This is a genomic window from Photobacterium sp. SKA34 (genome assembly GCF_000153325.1).
GTDB lineage: Bacteria > Pseudomonadota > Gammaproteobacteria > Enterobacterales > Vibrionaceae > Photobacterium.
This window is the reverse complement of sequence record NZ_CH724143.1, coordinates 390,181-411,584: the sequence shown is the minus strand read 5'-3', so window position 1 is coordinate 411,584 and position 21,404 is coordinate 390,181. Positions and strand designations below refer to the sequence as shown.

Annotated in this window: 19 protein-coding genes and 1 riboswitch; of the genes, 8 read left to right on the top strand and 11 right to left on the bottom strand. The window is 42.5% G+C overall.

Going from position 1 to position 21,404, the window contains the following annotated elements:
* Positions 1-26 precede the first annotated feature (26 nt).
* From SKA34_RS14830 to SKA34_RS14815, 4 genes are all read left to right on the top strand, one after another.
* Positions 27-1,223 carry an acetate kinase gene (locus SKA34_RS14830; protein ID WP_006646345.1) on the top strand — a complete coding sequence of 399 codons (1,197 nt, stop codon included), beginning with the start codon at positions 27-29 and terminating at the stop codon, positions 1,221-1,223.
* Positions 1,224-1,377: 154 nt separating this feature from the next.
* Complete coding sequence (gene pta, locus SKA34_RS14825) at positions 1,378-3,525, top strand: phosphate acetyltransferase (protein ID WP_006646344.1); 2,148 nt, start codon at positions 1,378-1,380, stop codon at positions 3,523-3,525.
* Positions 3,526-3,679: 154 nt separating this feature from the next.
* Complete coding sequence (locus SKA34_RS14820; RefSeq protein ID WP_006646343.1) at positions 3,680-4,444, top strand: sulfite exporter TauE/SafE family protein; 765 nt, start codon at positions 3,680-3,682, stop codon at positions 4,442-4,444.
* Between the two features lie 24 nt (positions 4,445-4,468).
* Positions 4,469-4,756 carry a SelT/SelW/SelH family protein gene (locus SKA34_RS14815; RefSeq protein WP_006646342.1) on the top strand — a complete coding sequence of 96 codons (288 nt, stop codon included), beginning with the start codon at positions 4,469-4,471 and terminating at the stop codon, positions 4,754-4,756.
* A 106-nt stretch (positions 4,757-4,862) separates the two neighbouring features.
* Here the strand turns inward: SKA34_RS14815 and yfcE are convergent, their stop codons facing one another.
* On the bottom strand, positions 4,863-5,408 hold the full coding sequence (yfcE, locus tag SKA34_RS14810) for a phosphodiesterase (protein WP_006646341.1): 546 nt from the start codon (positions 5,406-5,408) through the stop codon (positions 4,863-4,865).
* A 256-nt stretch (positions 5,409-5,664) separates the two neighbouring features.
* Between yfcE and SKA34_RS14805 the strand changes: the two genes are divergently transcribed.
* Entirely contained in the window at positions 5,665-6,567 is a 903-nt protein-coding gene (locus tag SKA34_RS14805) for a TIGR01777 family oxidoreductase (protein WP_006646340.1), read from the top strand.
* A 40-nt stretch (positions 6,568-6,607) separates the two neighbouring features.
* On the opposite strand, the gene ribB is transcribed toward SKA34_RS14805, so the two are convergent.
* The 3 genes from ribB to SKA34_RS14790 form a co-directional block, all read right to left on the bottom strand.
* Entirely contained in the window at positions 6,608-7,285 is a 678-nt protein-coding gene (gene ribB, locus SKA34_RS14800; RefSeq protein WP_006646339.1) for a 3,4-dihydroxy-2-butanone-4-phosphate synthase, read from the bottom strand.
* Between the two features lie 98 nt (positions 7,286-7,383).
* Positions 7,384-7,525: riboswitch (FMN riboswitch) on the bottom strand.
* Positions 7,526-7,631: 106 nt separating this feature from the next.
* A complete protein-coding gene (locus SKA34_RS14795) occupies positions 7,632-10,106 on the bottom strand; it encodes an ABC transporter permease (RefSeq protein WP_006646338.1) in 2,475 nt (824 codons plus the stop codon).
* Complete coding sequence (locus SKA34_RS14790; protein WP_006646337.1) at positions 10,096-10,785, bottom strand: ABC transporter ATP-binding protein; 690 nt, start codon at positions 10,783-10,785, stop codon at positions 10,096-10,098. Before SKA34_RS14790 ends, SKA34_RS14795 begins: the two co-directional genes overlap by 11 nt.
* Here SKA34_RS14790 and SKA34_RS14785 point away from each other — a divergent pair.
* From SKA34_RS14785 to SKA34_RS14775, 3 genes are all read left to right on the top strand, one after another.
* On the top strand, positions 10,784-11,398 hold the full coding sequence (locus SKA34_RS14785; protein WP_006646336.1) for an arylesterase: 615 nt from the start codon (positions 10,784-10,786) through the stop codon (positions 11,396-11,398). The two genes, SKA34_RS14790 and SKA34_RS14785, sit on opposite strands and share 2 nt — an antisense overlap.
* The gene (locus SKA34_RS14780) at positions 11,395-12,222 is read left to right on the top strand and encodes an SDR family oxidoreductase (protein WP_006646335.1); all 828 of its coding nucleotides are present in this window, start codon (positions 11,395-11,397) and stop codon (positions 12,220-12,222) included. Before SKA34_RS14785 ends, SKA34_RS14780 begins: the two co-directional genes overlap by 4 nt.
* A gap of 470 nt (positions 12,223-12,692) precedes the next feature.
* Entirely contained in the window at positions 12,693-13,547 is an 855-nt protein-coding gene (locus tag SKA34_RS14775) for a co-chaperone YbbN (protein WP_006646334.1), read from the top strand.
* Positions 13,548-13,639: 92 nt separating this feature from the next.
* Here SKA34_RS14775 and der read toward each other — a convergent pair whose 3' ends face one another.
* The 7 genes from der to pilW all read right to left on the bottom strand — a co-directional run bounded on the left by der (position 13,640) and on the right by pilW (position 21,384).
* On the bottom strand, positions 13,640-15,142 hold the full coding sequence (gene der / locus SKA34_RS14770; protein ID WP_006646333.1) for a ribosome biogenesis GTPase Der: 1,503 nt from the start codon (positions 15,140-15,142) through the stop codon (positions 13,640-13,642).
* 176 nt (positions 15,143-15,318) lie between these two features.
* Positions 15,319-16,482: an outer membrane protein assembly factor BamB gene (bamB, locus tag SKA34_RS14765; RefSeq protein WP_006646332.1), complete on the bottom strand. Its 1,164-nt coding sequence runs from the start codon at positions 16,480-16,482 to the stop codon at positions 15,319-15,321.
* Between the two features lie 11 nt (positions 16,483-16,493).
* On the bottom strand, positions 16,494-17,105 hold the full coding sequence (locus SKA34_RS14760) for a YfgM family protein (RefSeq protein WP_006646331.1): 612 nt from the start codon (positions 17,103-17,105) through the stop codon (positions 16,494-16,496).
* A gap of 13 nt (positions 17,106-17,118) precedes the next feature.
* Positions 17,119-18,387 carry a histidine--tRNA ligase gene (hisS, locus tag SKA34_RS14755; protein WP_006646330.1) on the bottom strand — a complete coding sequence of 423 codons (1,269 nt, stop codon included), beginning with the start codon at positions 18,385-18,387 and terminating at the stop codon, positions 17,119-17,121.
* A gap of 95 nt (positions 18,388-18,482) precedes the next feature.
* Positions 18,483-19,604 carry a flavodoxin-dependent (E)-4-hydroxy-3-methylbut-2-enyl-diphosphate synthase gene (gene ispG / locus SKA34_RS14750; protein ID WP_006646329.1) on the bottom strand — a complete coding sequence of 374 codons (1,122 nt, stop codon included), beginning with the start codon at positions 19,602-19,604 and terminating at the stop codon, positions 18,483-18,485.
* Positions 19,605-19,619: 15 nt separating this feature from the next.
* Positions 19,620-20,636 carry a cytoskeleton protein RodZ gene (rodZ, locus tag SKA34_RS14745; protein ID WP_006646328.1) on the bottom strand — a complete coding sequence of 339 codons (1,017 nt, stop codon included), beginning with the start codon at positions 20,634-20,636 and terminating at the stop codon, positions 19,620-19,622.
* On the bottom strand, positions 20,626-21,384 hold the full coding sequence (gene pilW, locus SKA34_RS14740; protein WP_006646327.1) for a type IV pilus biogenesis/stability protein PilW: 759 nt from the start codon (positions 21,382-21,384) through the stop codon (positions 20,626-20,628). The genes rodZ and pilW overlap by 11 nt, the downstream gene beginning before the upstream one ends.
* Between the last annotated feature and the right edge of the window lie 20 nt (positions 21,385-21,404).

Here is a 21,404-nt window from a genome sequence, read left to right as displayed (position 1 = left end):
CAGACAGATTATAGGTAGTCACTCTCATGTCTAAGCTGGTTTTAGTTCTAAACTGCGGTAGTTCATCTCTTAAGTTCGCAATCATCGATCCTGTATCTGGTGACGAACACCTTTCAGGTCTAGCAGAATGTCTAGGTCTTCCTGAAGCACGCATCAAGTGGAAACTTGATGGCAAGCACGAAGCACAACTAGGTGAAGGCGCGGCTCACGAAGAAGCTCTAGCATTCATGGTTGATACTATCCTTGCTTCTAAACCTGAGCTTAAAGAGAACCTAGGCGCTATCGGTCACCGTATCGTTCACGGTGGCGAGCAGTTCTCTGCTTCAGCTCTAATCGACGATGTTGTTCTTCAAGGTATCGTAGATGCGTCTGATTTCGCACCACTACACAACCCTGCACACGTTGTCGGTATCGAAGCTGCTAAACACAACTTCGCTGATCTTAAGAACGTGGCTGTATTCGATACTGCTTTCCACCAGACTATGCCTGAAGAAGCATTCTTATACGCTATTCCTTACAATCTATACAAAGAAAACGGTATCCGTCGCTACGGCGCACACGGTACTTCTCACCGTTTCATCGCTCGTGAAACAGCGAACCTTCTAGACAAGCCTCTTGATGAGCTAAACATCATCAACTGTCACCTAGGTAACGGCGCATCTGTATGTGCAATCAAAGGCGGTAAATCTGTAGATATCTCTATGGGTCTAACTCCTCTTGAAGGTCTAGTAATGGGTACTCGTTGTGGTGACCTTGACCCAGCTGTTATGTTCCACCTACACGATCGTCTAGGTATGAGCGTTGCTGAAATCAACACTATGTTCACTAAAGAGTCTGGCCTACTAGGTCTAACTGGTGTGACTTCTGACTGTCGTTTCGTTGAAGAAAACTACGGCGAAAAAGAAGAAGCAACGCGTGCAATGAACGTATTCTGTCACCGTCTTGCTAAGTACGTAGCTAGCTACGCAGCAAATATGGACGGTCGTCTAGACGCTATCGTATTCACAGGCGGTATCGGTGAGAACTCAGCTCCTATCCGTGAAGAAGTACTTAAGCGTCTATCTATCTTCGGTATCGAAGTAGACAGCGAAGCAAACCTTAAAGCACGCTTCGGTAAAGAAGGTGTTATTACTTCTGCAAACAGCCGCATCCCTGCAATGGTTGTTTCTACTAACGAAGAGTTAGTAATCGCAGAAGATACAGCGCTTCTAGCTGAAATCTAATCTAACGATTATCTTAACGGCTGGCTTTAAGTCAGCCGTTTCTTCATGGCATCCCGTCATGTTTTCATGTGGTATTGTTCTATAGTTATTCTACTCATTAAAATGAATTGTTATTGAACAGTGCTTTATCATTCAATAGTTTGAGGAATTCATAGTGTCCCGTACTATTATGCTTGTTCCAGTTGGCGCTGGCGTTGGTCTAACAAGTGTTAGCCTTGGTGTACTTCGTGCAATGGAACGCAAAGGCGTTCGCGTTTCTTTCTTTAAGCCTATTGCGCAACCGCGTAAAGGTGGCGATCAACCAGATCTAACAACAACAATTATTAGTGCTAACAGCGATATGAAAATTGCTGAGTCATTCTCAATGGCAAGCGCTGAAGAATTGATCCGTAACGACAAAACTGATGTTCTTCTAGAAGACATTGTTGCACGCTTTAAAGCGGCAACAGCAGATGCTGACGTAACGCTAATCGAAGGTCTAGTTGCTACTCGTAAGCACCCTTTTGCAAACCAAATCAACTTTGAAATTGCAAAAACACTAGATGCTGAAATCGTGTTCGTTGTATCTCCAGGTACTGATAACCCAGCTCAACTTAAAGAGCGTATCGAAGTAGCATGTTCTAACTTCGGTGGTATCAAGAACAAACAAATCTCTGGTGTTATTGTTAACAAACTTAACGCACCAGTTGATGCTGAAGGTCGTACTCGTCCAGATCTTTCTGAGATCTTTGATGACGCAGAAGGTACTGTTCCTTCAAATGTTGAAATCATGCAAGTGTTCAACTCAAGCCCAATTCGTGTACTAGGTTGTGCACCTTGGAGCGCAGAGCTAATCGCTACACGTGCAACTGATATTGCTCAGCACCTAAATGCTGAAATTATCAATGCAGGTGATATCGAAACTCGTCGTATTAAGAGCATCACTTTCTGTGCACGTTCTATCCCTAATATGGTTGAGCACTTCCGTCCAGGTTCACTGCTTGTAACGTCAGCTGACCGTCCAGACGTAATCGTTGCAGCATGTCTTGCTGCAATGAACGGCGTTGAACTAGGTGCACTTCTTCTAACAGGTGGTTACGACCTACCAAAACCTGTTATGGATCTATGTGAGCGCGCGTTCTCGACTGGTCTTCCAGTAATGACGGCTCAAGGTAACACTTGGCAGACCTCTCTAAATCTACAGAGCTTCACGCTAGAAGTACCTGCAGACGATAAAGAGCGTGTAGAGCTAGTTAACGAGTACATGGCAAGCCACATCGACGGTAACTGGATTGAGTCTCTAACTGAAGGTTCAAACCGTGAGCGTCGCCTTAGCCCACCAGCATTCCGTTACCAGTTAACTGAGCTAGCTCGTAAAGCGGCTAAGCGTATCGTTCTTCCTGAAGGTGACGAGCCACGCACAGTTAAAGCTGCAGCTATCTGTGCTGAGCGCGGTATCGCGGAATGTGTACTTCTAGGTAACCCTGATGAAATCCGTCGCGTTGCTGAGCAACAAGGCGTAGTTCTTGGTACTGGCGTAACGATCATCAACTCTGACGAAGTACGTGAAAACTACGTTGCTCGTTTAGTTGAGCTACGTGGCGCGAAAGGTATGACTGACGTTGTTGCTCGTGAGAAGCTACAAGATTCAGTATTCCTAGGCACAATGATGCTTGAGAACAACGAAGTTGACGGTCTAGTGTCTGGTGCTGTTCACACTACAGCAAACACTATTGTTCCTCCGTTCCAAATCATCAAGACTGCACCTGATGCATCTATCGTATCTTCTGTATTCTTCATGCTTCTACCAGACCAAGTATTGGTTTACGGTGACTGTGCGATCAACCCAGATCCAACAGCTGAGCAACTTGCTGAAATCGCTATCCAATCTGCAGATTCTGCAAAAGCATTTGGTATCGACCCACGTGTTGCTATGATCTCTTACTCTACTGGTGAATCAGGTAAGGGTGCAGACGTAGATAAAGTACGTGAAGCAACGAAGATCGCTCAAGAGAAACGTCCAGATCTAGTGATCGATGGTCCTCTTCAGTACGATGCTGCAATCATGGAAAACGTAGCTGCTTCTAAAGCACCTAACTCTCCAGTCGCAGGTAAAGCAACTGTATTTGTATTCCCAGACCTAAACACTGGTAACACAACATACAAAGCGGTACAGCGTTCAGCAGATCTAGTATCTATCGGTCCAATGCTTCAGGGCATGCGTAAGCCAGTTAACGACCTTTCTCGTGGCGCACTAGTAGACGATATCGTTTATACCGTTGCACTAACTGCGATTCAGGCAGAACAAGCTACAGAAAAATAAGTTTTGATACTTATTTAATCGACTGATAAAACGCTCCAGTATATGCCTTCAATTTTTATTGAAATGTGTATTGGGGCGTTTTTTATTACTGGAATAAGGTGTTTTAACCCTTTATGCTGACAAGCTAATTAACGGTTAAGGACAACCTGTTAGCATGGATTTACTCAACTCCCTAGGGCTATTTATTGGCTCATTGATCTCCAATACCCTCGCATCACTCTCCGGTGGCGGCGCAGGCTTAATTCAATTTCCTCTACTTATCTTTCTCGGCTTACCCTTTAGTATCGCCCTTGCAACCCACAAAGTGGCGAGTGTGGCATTAGGTGTCGGTGCAGCTATTAAACATTTACGTCAAGGCACCCTGTCTTTGAAATTTACGGTATATGTGATCCTTACAGGCGCAATAGGCGTGATTATTGGCGCAAACCTGATCCTCTCTTTTCCTGAAAACATCGCTGAAGCTGCCCTCGGTATGCTAATCCTTTGCCTTGGTATTTATTCTCTAACGAAAAAAGAATTAGGACAAACAGAAACGACACAACATCGCGACATGAAAGGCATGGTTATTGGTGGCTTAGGGCTTGCCATTATTGGGGTATTAAATGGCTCACTGACCGCTGGAACTGGGCTATTTGTTACCCTCTTTTTAATCCGTTGGTTTGGCTTTAACTACAAACAAGCGGTAGCCCTAACATTGGTCAGCGTTGGATTATTTTGGAATGGAATTGGCGCTGTCGCTATTTACCAAGCAGGTGCACCGATTTACTGGCCTTGGATCCCTGTGTTATTACTTGGCTCATTACTCGGCGGCTATTTAGGCGCTCACCTTGCTCATCAAAAAAGTAATCAACTCATCAAAAGTTGCTTTGAAGCCCTGACTTTTATTATTGGCTTTAAGTTACTTTACTCAGCTTTCTAATCCACGCTATGTAAGGAGTATTTCATGGATAAAGCGATCATTGATATCTACTACTGTCGTCAATGTAATTGGATGCTACGCTCTACATGGATGACCCAAGAGCTACTGCATACGTTCAGTGAAGAAATCCAAACCATCAGCCTTCACCCAGACACTGGTGGACGTTTTGAAGTTCGCTGTAATGGTCAGCTTATTTGGGAACGTAAAGCCGATGGTGGCTTTCCAGATGCAAAACAACTAAAGCAACGTATTCGTGATGTTATCGACCCAGAGCGCGACTTAGGACACGTAGATCGCCACAGTGAGTCATAACCGATATACCTCGTTCTAGATACAATATCGCCCTGAATATGCTTTCTCTTAACTTTAAAGCCAGAGAGATGCATTCAGGGCGTTACTTTTTATAACTTAGCTCATTTTAGATCTGCGTTTGAACCAGTACGTCACCATCAAAACTGATCACAGATAGCTGATTGCCATCTAACAAACCATAACTTGCAGGTAAACCATTACGAGGAATAGCGACAGATCCTGGGTTAAACACAAATAGCTCATCTTTTGCTGCTGCTACAGGGATATGAGTATGACCCGATACAATCACATCACCAGCGCGTAAACGAGGATGTTTATTGGCGTTATACAAGTGACCATGAGTTAAAAATAAACGCTGGCCCGTTGGCAATAACACAAGGTTGTAATCTGCCATAATAGGGAACTCAAGTAGCATTTGGTCTACTTCACTGTCGCAGTTACCACGTACCGCCGTGATACGATCGCCGAAGCGATTTAACAGCTCAGATACCTTGATGGGATCGTAACCTTCAGGCAATGGATTACGCGGACCATGATTTAAAATATCACCCAATAGAATTAAGTGCTCTGCACCACTTTGTTCAAACGCTGCAATCATCTTTTCAGCACTAGCCAAAGAGCCATGAATATCAGAGGCAAAAAAGAGTTTCATTATCAAAAACCAGTCATAAATACACGCTCGAAGTCTACTCGTTGTTTCATCTAATTACCATGTTAGCAATACTGACATCTCACCACCGATTGCAACTAAGTGCTTATATGTACATAATGTTCGTGATAATTCTCTTGCGTCACAATATTAATAAAATGGTTTTTAAGTGACTCGTTATACTGATAATTTAACCGATATATAATAGAAATAAGCGACACATCAAAACTTAGATGATGGCTGATAATGGAATAACGACATGAATATTTTAATGACAGGCGCAACAGGTTTTATTGGACGAGCACTTATTCCCCATTTCAATCATGATCACGTCACTATACTTACACGTAACCCTACTCGTGCTTACAACCAACTTGGTCATCATATCCACGCCGTTGATAACCTAGATAGCTTCGACAATTTCGACCAATTTGACGTCATTATCAACCTTGCTGGTGAGCCGATCATCAATAAGCGCTGGAGTGAAAAACAAAAAGAAAAAATCTGTCAAAGTCGTTGGGATATCACCCAGCAACTCGTTGATAAAATTAAAGCCAGTAGTAATCCTCCATATACTTTTCTTAGTGGTTCAGCGGTGGGCATTTATGGTGATAATCAAGATAAAAGCATTGATGAATCGACCCCGCTTGATATTAACGATAACGACTTTGCGCAAAACGTCTGTTACCGCTGGGAGCAAATTGCCCTTGAGACTCAATCTGAACAAACCCGTGTATGCCTTATCCGCACAGGTATCGTACTAGGCAAACAAGGCGGCGCCTTAGCGCGTATGTTACTGCCTTATCAACTAGGGTTAGGTGGTAAAATTGGCGATGGTAAGCAATACTTCCCGTGGATCCATATACAGGACATGATCAAAGGCATTCTGTTCTTACTTAATCACCCAGAAGCGCATGGCGCATTTAACTTTACCGCCCCAACACCTGTGACCAATAAAGTGTTTAGCCAAACCTTAGCGGCAACCCTAAAGCGCCCGCACTTTTTGTTCACTCCAGCATGGGTTTTAAAATTGGGGCTTGGGGAGTCAGCACAGCTATTACTAGATAGCCAACGTGCGCTACCGAATAAGTTACAGCAAGAAGGGTTTAACTTTAGCTTCCCTTGTATTGAACAAGCATTGAAGCAGACATTGTGTGATTAAGAGAAATAAAAATAGGGGCTATTCTTAGCCCCCCTTTTCTTTATAAAACCATCTCTAATTCTTGAGATTTATCTTTCTTCTGCTGAAGGCGATAAGCCACAATATCTTCAATGGTTAAAACTGGCATATTGTGTTGCTTAGCAAAATATACTACTTCATCTGCTTTTGCCATTGTACCGTCAATATTGGTTAACTCACAAAGTAACCCAACAGGCTCCAAACCTGCCAATGTCATTAAATCAATTGTGCCTTCAGTGTGGCCTCTTCGTCCTAATACCCCTTTCTCATTCGCGCATAGTGGAAAGACATGACCAGGACGAGCTAAATCTGAAGGCTGTGCATTTAATGCAATCGCTGTTTTTATAGTTGTGACGCGATCTGAAGCTGAAACACCAGTCGTAACGCCTTCTTTTGCCTCAATAGAGACTGTAAATGCCGTTTTATTAGCACTATTATTATTTTCTACCATCGCTGGCAAATCTAATTGTTTGACATGTTTTTCGGTCAAACAAAGACAAACAATACCACTACACTCTCGGATCATAAGTGCCATCTGAGTAGCAGTAATGTGTTCAGCAGAGAAAATTAAGTCTCCTTCATTTTCTCGATTTTCATCGTCAAGTAACATGACACCTAACCCACGACGTAAGGCATTAAGTGCATTTTCTACTCGTGTTATTGGGGAGCCAAACTCGGCTAATAAGGAAATCTGATTCATGGTTTCTCCAAAAAATATAACCAGAATCAGGGCTAGTTGAGAGTTTATAAATGACAAACAAAATATGCTTTTGCATGAATATGCAAAAGCACCTGTTGTTAAATTCTCTCTCATCCGGACTATAACCGTCGGCTCTGGCTTCTAACCAGATCTGCTGACCTCAAAAATATCGAGCGCTCGCGGGCTCACTTAAAAAAGTACACCGCCGGTGGGGAATTCCACCCCGCCCTGAGAATTAATATAATAAGTAATGTTATTACTCGATTTCATAATAACTTATTCACTTACCGAGTAATGTGATAACAGATAGAATAATTAACAAATAAAAATAGGGCTATTACCCTTATCAACGCAACGGCAACAACAGCTTCTTGATCTGCGATCGTGACACTAAATACACCAACCCAATCGCCAGCACAGGTAAGCCTAACCACATAAATGGATGTATAGTAAACGGCAGTTCAAAGCCTTTCACCACCAGCAAACCGACAACAAATTCAGCGCCAATGGCCGCAATAATGCCAGCCAATAACGCAATAATGCCGTATTCAAACCACAAGGTAGCAGCAATGCGATTGCGACTAGCACCGAGTGTGCGATAAAGCTGAATTTCACTTTGACGCTCTGAAATACTCAAGCGTAACAAGGTCATAATGAGTAGTAATCCACTCAGTACACCTAAGCCAGCTAATACCGTAAGTGACCAACTCACTTGGGCTAATAAAGCTTGAATCCGTGTTGCCATCATACGTAAATCAAGCACACTCACGGTTGGATAATTACTAGCTAAGGTATTGAGTAAATCGCTTTGCTGATCATTCACTCTAAAACTCACTAACCATGTAGCAGGAAACGACTGCAATACATCTGGGGTGAAAATGAAATAGAAATTCGGCTTCATATTACGCCATTCCACATCACGAATACTGTTTACAGTGGCGTTAAATTCTAACCCACCAACGGTAAAAGCCAGCTTGTCACCCAATGCAATGTTCAAGCGTTTCGCTACACCAGATTCGACTGAAACACCAGAGCTACTCCCCCACTTACCGGCAATCACTTCATTATGAGTCGGCAGTGTTTTTGCCCATGTAAAATTTAGCTCTCGGCGTAAAGATTCATCCCGAGAGCGGTTATTTTCAGAATAGCTATCAGCTTCTTGTGCTCCACTTTTATTATTTTCTTCATTCGAATAAAAACGTTCTTCGTTAATCGCAACCAATCGCCCGCGCGTCACTGGGTAGCCCTCTGAACGCTCCAACTTGTTCTCATCCAAATAAGCTAAATAAGCTTGTTGCTGTTCTGGTGCAATATTAAGTGCAAACACGTTAGGCGCATCAGCAGGTAAGGTATTTTTCCAATCCGCTAGTAGCTCATTTCGTAATAATCCAATTACTGCTAATAGCATTAACGAACACGTCAATGCCGCCAATTGTGTCGCGGTTTTCGCTTTACTACGATTAACACGGCTTAACGCTAAAGCATAAGCAGAGCCAAGCTTAATCTTCTTAAGTAATGCGATGGCAGCAAGGCCAACTAAAGCCAGCAACACTAACAGTGCCACCATGCCCAATAAGGTGAGCCACACAAATACATTGCTACCAATCCACCATACCGCTGCAAAAACAGGGAAGATCAACAACAACCATATAGTTGAGAACTTAGATGTTGGAGTCTGGGTTGCTTGTACCGTATTCATTGCAGAAGCATTGACCAAGCGAGATAGAGGTATACCCAACGCTGGCAATGAAATGAAAAGAGCAAGCAGTAAGCTAATCACTAACGGAGCAAACCCAATAGTCGGTAATTCATCAGGTAACAACTGTTGCAGTGGATAGCGCAGTAACCATTCGAGCCCAAAACCCAATAACAAACCGACACCAATCGCGACTGAAAACACAACCGCAATCTGTTGTAATAACCATCGCCATAAAAAGCCTCGACTGGCGCCAAGGCTCTTCATCATCGCGACTGACGTGATCCGCGTCGACGCATAGTGCTGACATGTAAGTACTAAGGTTGCTGATGCCATGAGCACCACCAGCACTAGAGTCAGCGATAAGTATTGCCTTGCTCGCTCAATAAAATCGCCACTGCGCCCAGCATCATTTTCAGTTAACCAGCGCTGACTTGGGGTTAACTTCATCGTTTCACGAATATCAGCAAGATCAGGATCTGAGCCGGAAAAATAGTAGCGATAGCTGATCCTGCTACCTTCTTGAATCCCGCCAATGACAGCAATGTCTTGATTGTTGATCAATACTGCTGGCATTTGGCTAAAAGGGTTAAAAGACAGCTCAGGATCTTCTAAGATTCGCCCAGTGATGGTTAGCTCCCCATCACCCAGCATTAGTGTATCGCCCACTTTGACATCAAGTAGAGAAAATAAACGTTCTGATAACCACAACTCACCGGGTTTCACATGATGGTGCACAGACTGACCAACCGCTTGCAATCGTAAATCGCCACGTAATGGAAATTTCGCATCAACAGCCTTAACGCTAACTAACTGCATACCGTTATCGCTAAATGCCATAGTGCCAAAACGAGTTTGCTGTGAGATGGCGACCTTATTTGTTGATAACTGTTGTAAATCTACCGCTTGCGATGACTTCAATACCATATCTGCCGCTAACGCAGAGCGACCTTGCGAAACAATGATCCCTTCAACACGGCTTACCAATGCCGATAACGCAAATACACAAGCTATAATTAAGCCCAGCGCCAAGGTGACTAACCACAACTGACCTTGTCGTATTTCACGCCACGCCCAACGCAAAAAGAATGGACGCTTTTTCATCGAAAGTGAATCACTCTGCATGACGTTCATCCCTCGCGAGTTTGCCGTTATCTAATCGCATAATACGATCACAACGAGCCGCCAACGTATCGTCATGGGTGACAAGTACCAGTGTTGTGCCACTGTTTTTATTAAGCTCAAACAACAACTCAATGATCATGGCTGCCGTATGCTGATCAAGGTTGCCTGTTGGCTCATCAGCAAACAAGATTTTCGGTTTGATCATAAAAGCGCGAGCTAATGCGACGCGTTGTTGCTCACCACCGGATAACTGGCTTGGTAAATGGGTTTCTCGACCTTTTAAGCCAACAACAGCAAGTAGCTCTTTAGCTCGCTCAACATCCATCTCATTATCTTGGATCAAACACGGTAAAGTGACATTCTCAAGTGCATTTAAGGTCGGTAGTAACAGGAAGTTTTGAAACACGAAACCAATTGATTCACTACGTAATTGAGCACGTTGTTCATCGTCTAACGTAGAAAGATTATGACCAAGCAGTTCTATTTCACCTTGTGTTGGTACATCTAGCCCTGCCAGTAATGTCATCAGAGTTGATTTTCCTGCGCCAGAAACACCGACAAGGGCAATAGATTCTCCTTGCTCGACCTCAAGCGAAACATCCTGCAAAATAGTCATGGGCGACAAGGTAGTCGTGACTTGTTTTGAAACAGAGTGTGCCTTAATTACGGAGACAGACATGATACGAATCCTTTCATTGTTGATGCTGGTGTTTTCATCCACCGCATTGAGTCAAACACTGTTAGTTCTTGGCGATAGCCTCAGTGCTGGTTATCAGATGCCAGCAGAGAAAAGTTGGCCTGCACTTCTGCCGCCACTGTTAGAACACCAAAAACAACCAACGACCATTGTGAATGCGAGTATCTCTGGCGATACCAGTGGTAACGGGTTGGCTCGGTTACCAGCATTATTAGAACAACATAAGCCTGATTTTGTTTTGATAGAATTAGGTGCAAATGATGGCTTACGTGGGTTTCATCCTAAAATATTACGTAATAACCTTAATCAAATGATCAATGAGATCCAAAAAGTGGGATCTCAGCCACTATTAATGCAAATTGAAGTCCCACCCAATTATGGTAAACGTTATAACGAACTGTTTCGCAATACTTATCCATCATTGAGTGAAGACACCAATGTGCCTTTATTGCCGTTTTTTCTAATCGATATTATTGTAAAGCCAGAATTGATGATGAAAGATGGCCTTCACCCAACCGCACAAGCACAACCGCTGATCGCTCAATTTATGGCAAAGCATCTTCAACCTTATCTCAACAAGGAAAGCTCACAGTGACACAATCTATTTTAATTACAGGGTGTAGCTCTGGTATTGGCTATTACTGCGCAAAAATACTGACCGAGCAAGGCTTCAACGTGGTTGCTAGTTGTCGCAAATCAGAAGATGTGGAAAGACTCAATCAAGAAGGTATTCGCTGCGTTCAATTAGATGTCACTTCTGAGTCATCCATTACTGAAGGTTTAAACCAAACCCTAGCCATCACAGATGGAAAATTAGATGTATTATTTAATAATGCAGCTTACGGACAACCCGGCGCATTAGAAGATTTACCGACATCTGCCTTACGTGAGCAATTTGAAGCGAATTTCTTTGGCTGGCATGAACTGACTAAACAAGTTATCCCACTGATGCTAGCCCAAGGTCACGGTAAAATTGTACAAAACAGCTCAGTACTGGGATTAGTCGCCATGAAATATCGTGGCGCATATAACACTAGTAAGTTTGCTATTGAAGGCTATACCGATACCTTACGTTTAGAGTTAGACAATACGCCGATCAGTATTTCTTTGATCGAGCCGGGACCAATTGAAAGCCAATTTCGCGCTAACGCAAAACGTATGTTTGAACGCCATATTGATATGAACAACTCTCGTCATTATGACAACTACCAAGACACCCTATCTCGTCTTGGTAAAGAAGAGGTAACCAACAAATTCACTTTAAAACCTGATGCAGTATTACGCCCACTATTAGACATCATTAATAGCTCTCGCCCAAAATCACGCTATTACGTGACACAACCGACTTATATTTTTGGTTTTTTACGTCGTATCCTACCAACATCAACCCTTGATAAGTTATTGATAAAAAGCAATTAAAAAATAAATAAGCTGCTTAAACTCCATAGTTTTTAAGCAGTTTTCTCACCCTATAAAAGTGGTGATAAAAACAACATTTATAAAATCAACAATGATTAATACGCTGATTTATAACCACTAAACATAAAAAAATACTCACTCCAGTTAAGAACCTCACCCAGTATTACATTTCCCATAAAACGTAATATTACTGTCATATAACAAATGTAATGTGATCCCATAACTTAAGCTAACTATCAAACTTAGCTCTTTCTTCATTACGTTTAAGGTGTATATATGACATTGCGCCAAATTAACTTACTGTGTGCATGTATTACGTTAGCGCTTTTGCTGGTATTCGGAAATTAATACTGTTCTTTCTCATTATTTAAACACTTACTAATTTCTGTTTCATTATCTCAACTTGATCCACATCGATTCATCCCCATATATTTGATATAGCCTTTCAAATAGTCAACGGATCGAATTACATGTACCAAAATACTGCGCTAGAAATTAATGAACAAAATCTGCAACAGGTTATCGAGCAATCGATGCAAACGCCTGTTGTGATCAGTTTTTGGGCGCCATCGATGCCTGAAACGCTAGAAGTGAATGCAACGCTAGAAAAACTTGCTCGCGAATACCAAGGACAATTTATTCTTGCTTCGCTAAACTGTGAAACCCAACAAATGGTCGCTTCTCAGTTCGGTGTCCGTGGTTTACCTACTGTTGCTCTGTTTAAAGATGGTCAACCTGCTGATGGCTCTGCGGGACCACAAACAGAACAAACGTTACGTGAAATGCTGACTCGTCATCTACCAAGCCAAGAAGAGATCGCATTAAAACAGGCATTGGTATTAGTTGATAATAAAGAGTACGCTCAAGCTCTCCCCCTACTTCGCCAACTGTCAACACAACTACCTAACGATAGCTTAGTAAAACTCGCTATTGCTGAATGCCTGATTGAAACTGCTTTATTTGATGAAGCCGAGCCGATTCTTGCAACAATTCCAATGCAAGATCAAGATTCACAATACAAAGGCCTAGTCGCTAAATTAGAATTACACAAGCAAGCAGGTAACTCGCCAGAGATCCAACAACTAGAGCAAAAGCTAGCAGCCGATCCTGACAATGTTGATTTACGTTATGAACTCGCCGTGCAATACAGCCAAGTAAAACGTAATGAAGAAGCGCTAGAGTTATTGATTGCAATTTTACGTAAAGACATGAACTTCTCTGATGGTAATGCAAAGAAAACCATGATGGATATTCTTGCAGCATTAGGTCAAGGTAATCCGATTGCAGCCTCTTACCGCCGTCAGCTTTACTCTTTGATGTATTAATTCGACAAAGTATAAATAGCAAAAAGCCCGATACGCTTTTAACTCTAAGAGTTCACGTATCGGGCTCTTTCGTATTCATTTATCGTAAAATATTACTTCTTACGATCACGCAGTGCAGACGTTAAACGCTTACGCTGACGCTCTTGAGAAACAGTTAGCTTCTGCTTTTTAGTCTCAAATGGGTTTTCGCTATTCTGGAATTGAATACGAATAGGTGTACCCATCATTTCTAATGACTTACGGTAGTAGTTCATTAGGTAACGCTTGTATGACCCCGGAAGATCATTAACTTGGTTACCGTGAACCACGATGATCGGTGGGTTATAACCACCTGCGTGCGCATACTTAAGCTTCACACGACGACCACGGATCATTGGTGGTTGGTGATCATCTTGTGCCATTTGCATAATACGCGTTAGTAACGATGTACTAATACGCTTAGTTGCAGACTGGTATGCTTCAATCACTGACTCATACAAGTGACCAACACCGGTACCATGAAGTGCTGAAATAAAGTGAATACGCGCAAAGTCAACGAAGCCTAAACGACGGTCAAGTTCAGACTTAACACGCTCTTTCACTTCGTTATCTAAACCATCCCACTTGTTCACAGCAATCACTAATGAACGGCCAGCATTTAGTGCAAAACCTAATAAGCTTAGATCTTGATCTGAAATGTTTTCACGAGCATCGATAATCAACAATACAACGTTAGCATCTTCAACCGCTTTTAACGTTTGAATAACCGAGAATTTCTCAACCGCTTGGTGCATATTCTTACGACGACGGATACCCGCAGTATCGATCAATACGTACTCTTGACCATCACGTTCCATTGGAATGTAAATAGAGTCACGCGTTGTTCCTGGCATATCGTAAACAACAACACGTTCTTCACCTAAAATACGGTTTGTTAGTGTTGATTTACCTACGTTTGGACGACCAATAATTGCAAGCTTAATTGGCTGCTCTTGAAGACGCTTATAGGCAGCTTCCGCATCCGCTTCAGAAAGGTTTGCTTTCTCGATATCTTCAACAGATGTAAGATCTTCAAGTTGAAGTTCTTGCTCTTCACCTTCTTCTGCAAGCTCTGCATTCAGTTTGTCAGAGAACGGTGCTAATGCGCGCTCCATCAATGCAGTAACACCACGGTTTTGCGTTGCTGCAATTTGGTACATTGCATCAACGCCTAAACGCCAGAATTCAGCACAAGCACTATCTGCATCAATACCATCAACCTTGTTTACCACAAGGAACGTTGGCTTTTCACGGCTGCGTAGGTGCTTAGCAATTGCTTCGTCTGCTGCCGTTAAGCCAGCTCGACCATCTACTAGGAACAGAACAACATCAGCTTCTTCAATCGCTGCTAATGACTGTTCTGCCATTTTTGTTTCAACGCCTTCTTCAGTACCATCAATACCACCGGTATCGATAACAATGAATTCATGCTCTTCTAGCTCTGCTCTACCGTATTTACGATCCCTAGTTAAGCCAGGAAAGTCAGCAACAAGTGCATCCCTTGTGCGAGTAAGACGATTAAATAGCGTCGATTTACCCACGTTCGGGCGCCCGACTAGGGCAACAACAGGAATCATAACTACCTCTTACTTTTCATAGTCTTATTGACATTTTTACCGTTCATTCTTGCCTCCAGTTCACATTTTTGTAAACCTTCATCCGACAATAATATATTCAACGGATATAACAACAACGGCTCCAACTACGTATCGCAGCTGGAGCCGAAAAATTAATCTAGCGACATTATACCGTTTTATTGCGGTATTTGCATTTTGTTGATTTCACCGTCTCGGGTCACAACAATAAAGCCATTATCGTCTAGTGCAACAGGCGGTACAGCAATACCACTACCGTCTACTGATTCTTGAGAAACAAACTCGCCACTTTGGGTATCAAGCCAGTGTAAGTAACCTTCTGCATCACCCACAACTACATAACCATCAATCACAGCTGGCGCACTTAGTTGGCGATATTGTAAATCAGTGTTCTGCCATAGCTCTGTACCACTTCGCGCATCAACAGCAACAATATGATCTTTCGCTGTAACTAAGAACAGCTCACTACCATCAATCACAAAGTCAGTTGCTGACGAATAGTTACGTTTCCATGCGATCTGACCAGAACGTAGATCGATCGATACCAATGAGCCATTATAACCAACGGCATATAAACGATCGCCATCAATAACAGGTGACGCATCAACGTCAACTAAACGATCAATTTCTGTTGAACCTTTTGGTGCCGCTATCGATTGTTGCCACAACATACGTCCATCAGTCATTAACGCGCCAGCTAAACGCCCATTCGCTAAGCCCCAGAACACACCACCAGAAACAGAAACAGGTGAACTATCACCACGTAATGTCAACGTTGGAACTTCATTACTGACTTGCCATTTAGAAGCACCAGTTTCAGCATCAAGCGCTTGCAGCACACCCAAACTAGTATTGACAACAACTAAGCCATCAGAAACAAGTGGTTTTGATAGAACTTCACCAGCAACATTGGTGCGCCATACTTCTTTACCCGTCTCAGCATCAAGTGCAATGACTTTTGCATTGGCTGTACCAACAAAAACTTTACCATCACCTAAAACAAGCCCACCAGCCAACAACGCGCTGTTGTCTTTTTCTAGGTCAGTTTCCCATTCAACTTCACCATTTTCTGGGTTCAGTGCTTCGATCAAACCATCACGATCTGCAACGTACACTTTATCTAACCCAACAACTGGCGTGAGTTTTGAGTAATAACCAGAAACACCGTTACCTACGCTACGGCTCCAATCTGTTTTTGGTGTGAAAGTATTATCAACCTTTGGCAATGGTGCCATTTGAATTGAATCGACTTCACTTGCACAACCCGATAGCACGCTTACTGCAACAGCAACAGCCAAAACACGTTTTAACACCTTATGCATCATCATCTGCCTTATTGCGCTAAATCATCAAGCTTCATTTGCAGCGCAGGTGATGAACCTTCTTGCTGAGCTTCTACATATGCTTCACGTGCACCATTGATATCACCTTTTTGTAGCAGGATATCACCACGCAGTTCAGCGACTTTTGACTTCCAACTTGGTACTGTTACCTTTTTAAGCTCAGCCAATGCTTCATCAAATTTTTGTTGCTCAGCATAAATACGAGCTAAACGTGTTGTTGCTAATGGCAAAATGGCTTCATCTTTGGTGTGATTAATCACCCATTGAAGTTGCTCAACCGCACCATCCAGATCTTTATTATCAACCTGAACTTTCGCTAGTTGTAGTGCTGTCAGTACCGCATATTGACTATCTTTATTCGCATCAATAAACGTTTTTGCTTCAGCGACTGCGTCTTTGCTGTTTTCATCAAGCGCAGAAACAACCTGTGTATAGTTATCAGATGCAATGTGTTTTGCAACATGTACTTCAGACTGGTAGTAACGCCAGCCCCAAAGACCACCTAAACCAATCACGGCACCTAGAACAACGGCTTTGCCGTTTTCTTGCCACCACGATTTAATCGCTTCAACCTGCTGTTCTTCTGTGGCGTAGTCGTTCACTTCCTGTCCTCTCTTAAATCAATGCTGCCAGCTTTGCGGCAACCTCATCCTGTGCAATGGTCGTCTGCTCACCGCCGTGTAAATCTTTTACTACTACGGAGTTTTCAGCGATTTCATTTTCTCCAAGAACTAATGCAACCGCTGCGCCAACGTTATCAGCACGCTTAAATTGCTTCTTGAAGTTACCACCACCAAAGTTAGTCATCACTCGTAAACCTGGTACTTCAGTACGTAGTTTTTCAGCTAACTTCATGCCCACAGCTAATGTGCCTTCACCTGCTGTAACCATGTATACATCTACAGAACGACGAACCTCGTCTTGTTCTAATGCTTTCATTAGTAATACTAGGCGCTCAAGCCCCATAGCAAAACCAACTGAAGGTGTCGCTTTACCACCTAGTTGTTCAACTAGACCATCGTAACGACCACCACCACAAACAGTACCTTGTGATCCAAGGCTCTCTGTGATCCACTCAAATACAGTACGGTTATAATAATCTAAACCACGAACAAGACGTTCATTTACTTGATATTTGATGCCAGCAGCGTCTAATAGTTCACATAAACCCGCAAAGTGTTCTTTAGACTCTAAATCTAAGTACTCTGAAAGTTTAGGTGCATCTTCTAAAATTTCTTGAATTGCAGCATTCTTAGTATCTAAAACACGTAATGGATTGGTGTACATACGGCGTTTTGCATCTTCATCAAGCACATCTAAGTGTTGCTCTAAAAATGCGATCAGTGCTTTGCGATATTCGGCACGTGCTTCTAGTGAACCAATTGAGTTCAACTCTAAACGTACGTGCTCATTAATGCCAAGCTCACGCCATAGACGTGCAGTCATCATGATGAGTTCAGCATCGATATCAGGACCGTTAAGACCAAATACTTCCACACCTACTTGGTGAAACTGACGGTAACGACCTTTTTGTGGGCGCTCATGACGGAACATTGGGCCAATGTACCAAAGACGCTGTTCTTGGTTGTATAATAAACCATTTTGGATACCAGCACGTACACAGCCTGCAGTCCCTTCAGGACGTAGCGTTAAGCTATCACCATTACGGTCTTCAAAAGTGTACATTTCTTTTTCAACAACGTCTGTCACTTCACCGATAGCACGTTTAAACAAATGTGTTGATTCAACAATAGGCATACGAACTTCATTGTAACCGTATGCACTGATCACTTGTTTAACAGTACCTTCGACTTTTTGCCAAAGTGGAGATTGTGTTGGAAGGCAATCGTTCATGCCTCGAATTGCTTGAATTTGTTTCGCCACGTTTATTCTCGTTAACCGCTGGGTATTAGAATCGAATATATAATTTCTTTTTGAAATAGTGAACCATGCTCAGCAATATGAGCATGGTTTTTTGATTATATATCTTGCTGTTTTACATCAATTCGGTTGTTTTTATCTAACATTGATGCCTTTGCTCGAATTTTACTCTCAAGCTGGTCGATCACATTATCGTTATCGAATCGCTCTTTTTGACGAATACCGTCTTCATAAAAAGCACTCTTACGGTTACCACCGGCAATGCCTAAGTGAGACGCTTCCGCTTCACCTGGTCCATTAACCACACAACCAATCACAGAAACATCCATTGGAACAACGATATCTTCTAAACGTTGCTCTAACTCATTTACCGTATTGATAACATCGAACTCTTGGCGTGAACATGTCGGACAAGCAATAAAGTTGATGCCACGAGAACGAATACGTAATGATTTTAATATATCAAAACCAACTTTGATTTCTTCAATGGGATCAGCTGCTAGCGAGATACGTAAGGTATCACCAATTCCTTCTGACAAAAGCATACCTAAACCAACGGCTGATTTAACCGAACCAGCACGAGCACCTCCGGCTTCAGTAATACCAAGGTGAAGTGGTTGAATAATTTGTTTAGCAAGCTGACGATATGACTCAACAGCAAGGAAAACATCTGACGCTTTTACACTGACTTTAAATTGGTCAAAGTTCAAACGGTCTAAGATTTCCACATGACGCATTGCGGACTCTACCAGTGCTTCAGGTGTCGGCTCGCCGTATTTTAGCTGGATCTCTTTTTCAAGTGAACCACCATTTACACCGATACGGATAGGAATGTTTTTATCACGAGCACATTCAACCACAGAGCGAATACGATCTTCACGACCAATATTACCTGGGTTAATACGTAAACAATCCACACCGTATTCTGCCACTTTAAGTGCAATGCGATAATCAAAATGAATATCAGCAACCAGTGGAATATTCACTTGTTGCTTGATCAATTTAAAAGCTTCCGCGGCATCCATCGTCGGTACAGAGACACGTACAATATCAGCACCAACTTTTTCTAATGCCTTGATCTGTGCAACAGTCGCTTCAACATCTGTTGTACGAGTATTGGTCATCGACTGAACGGCGATAGGTGCACCATCGCCAATAGGAACATTACCGACATAAATTCGGCTCGATTGACGGCGTATAATTGGTGATTCGTTATGCATTGCTTTTTCTCTACATTACTGCGGTAACTTAAGTGTTACTGGCTTAGACGCAGGGTAACGACTTAAATCAAAAGGTTGACCCTTAATGTTAATTTTAACGGCACTAGGTGCGCCAAGTCGAACACGAAATGGTGCTTTACCTTCTAAATCTAATACTTGACCAGCTTTCTTGATACCAGACTCTAATCGTTTACCCGTTGCATCACGAACATCTATCCAACAATCAGCTGAAAACTTTAGCTGTAGCTGTGGTGCAGTTGTATCAACGACAGGTGTTGCATTAGCTGTTGTCTCTGCATTTTCAGTAACATCAGTTGTTGTTGATACTGCTGTTTCAGTATTCTCAGCTGGTGTACCAGTTGCAGCCGTTGATGTGGTTATTGGAGATGAATCTGTCGCAGCATCAGCAGAAGTTGTCGATGCAGCGGTATTTTGTTCAGTGTTCGTTGATGAAGAGTGATCAACATCGGTATCAACCGTTGCTGGTTGAGTGGCACTGATTGATGCATCATCACCATTTAATGTGGTTACTATTGTGTCATCAGAACCCTGTTCTTGCTTTTCATGAGCAACGGTTTGATCTGCTGTTGTTGTAGCAACAGGTGCTTGTTCTAAATGAATATTTTGCCACCACCAAACTGCTGTCACACCAACAAAAACGGCAGCAAGAATCCATGTTAATCCCATAATGCGACTATCATGCGCTTCGCGTTTCGTTCGACGTGAAAAGCTTTGCATATCTTGAGCTTTCGGCTTTCTGTGCCCACATTTGTCAAGTAATGCTAATACCGCTTCTTCTTCCAAGCCGACATATTTTGCATATGAACGCACATAGCCACGTGTGAACGTGGCTAGTTGAGCTTGATCAAATTGATTATTTTCTATGTTATCAATAACAGAAAGTCGCAACCTCAAACGGTTCGCAATGTCCTTTTGTGAATAGCCAAGTTGCTCTCGAGCTTGACGGAGTACGTCACCTGGAAACAGTGTTTCTTCTGTTATTTTTTGTTCTTCATTATTTTCAGTATTCATTGGCCAAATAATTCTGATATTGCAGAGAATCTGGGTATTTCTCTTTCAGCAAAATAGCGTATTTTTTTGACTGCGTTAAACTTCCAGCTTGTCTTTCCAACTGAATGAGCAACCACAAACTGTCTGCTGTGTACCCATATCTCTTATTAAATTTGAATAACTGTACGCGAGCATCTTTAAAATTGTTAGATTCAATTTCAACTTGCGCCAGTTGCAACATAGATCTCGGTCGGTACGGGTCATGGGAAAGCGCATTTTCAAAATAACCCGTCGCGGTTTCTAAATTACCTTGCTTACGACTACATAAGCCTGCATTTTCATAACTTGCCGAAATCAGATAATAATAAGGTTGTTCAATCGCTTTAACAAAAGCGGCAATGGCTTCATCGTAACGCCCTTCACTACACAAGAATACACCATAGTTGTTTAAAACATCGCCATTTTTTGGTGAATGTTTTAATGCTTTTCGGTACATTTTCTCTGCAGCGTCTTTTTCGCCAACTTTTTGATAATAATAAGCCATCGATATTTGTGCACGGTAGTAATCAGGATCATATTTTAATGCGATTTCCAAATTTTCTCGTGCACGCTCCCACTGGCCATCTTTTAAGTAATTTAGCCCGAGGTTCAATCTCGCTTCTGAGGCAGCTTTGGCATCAAATTCTTTACCATTATCTACCACATCCACTGTGGCACAGCCTGTAAATAATAGGCATAACAACAGTGGATATACGCTCCATCGTACCATTTTCGCTCACCTCAACATCC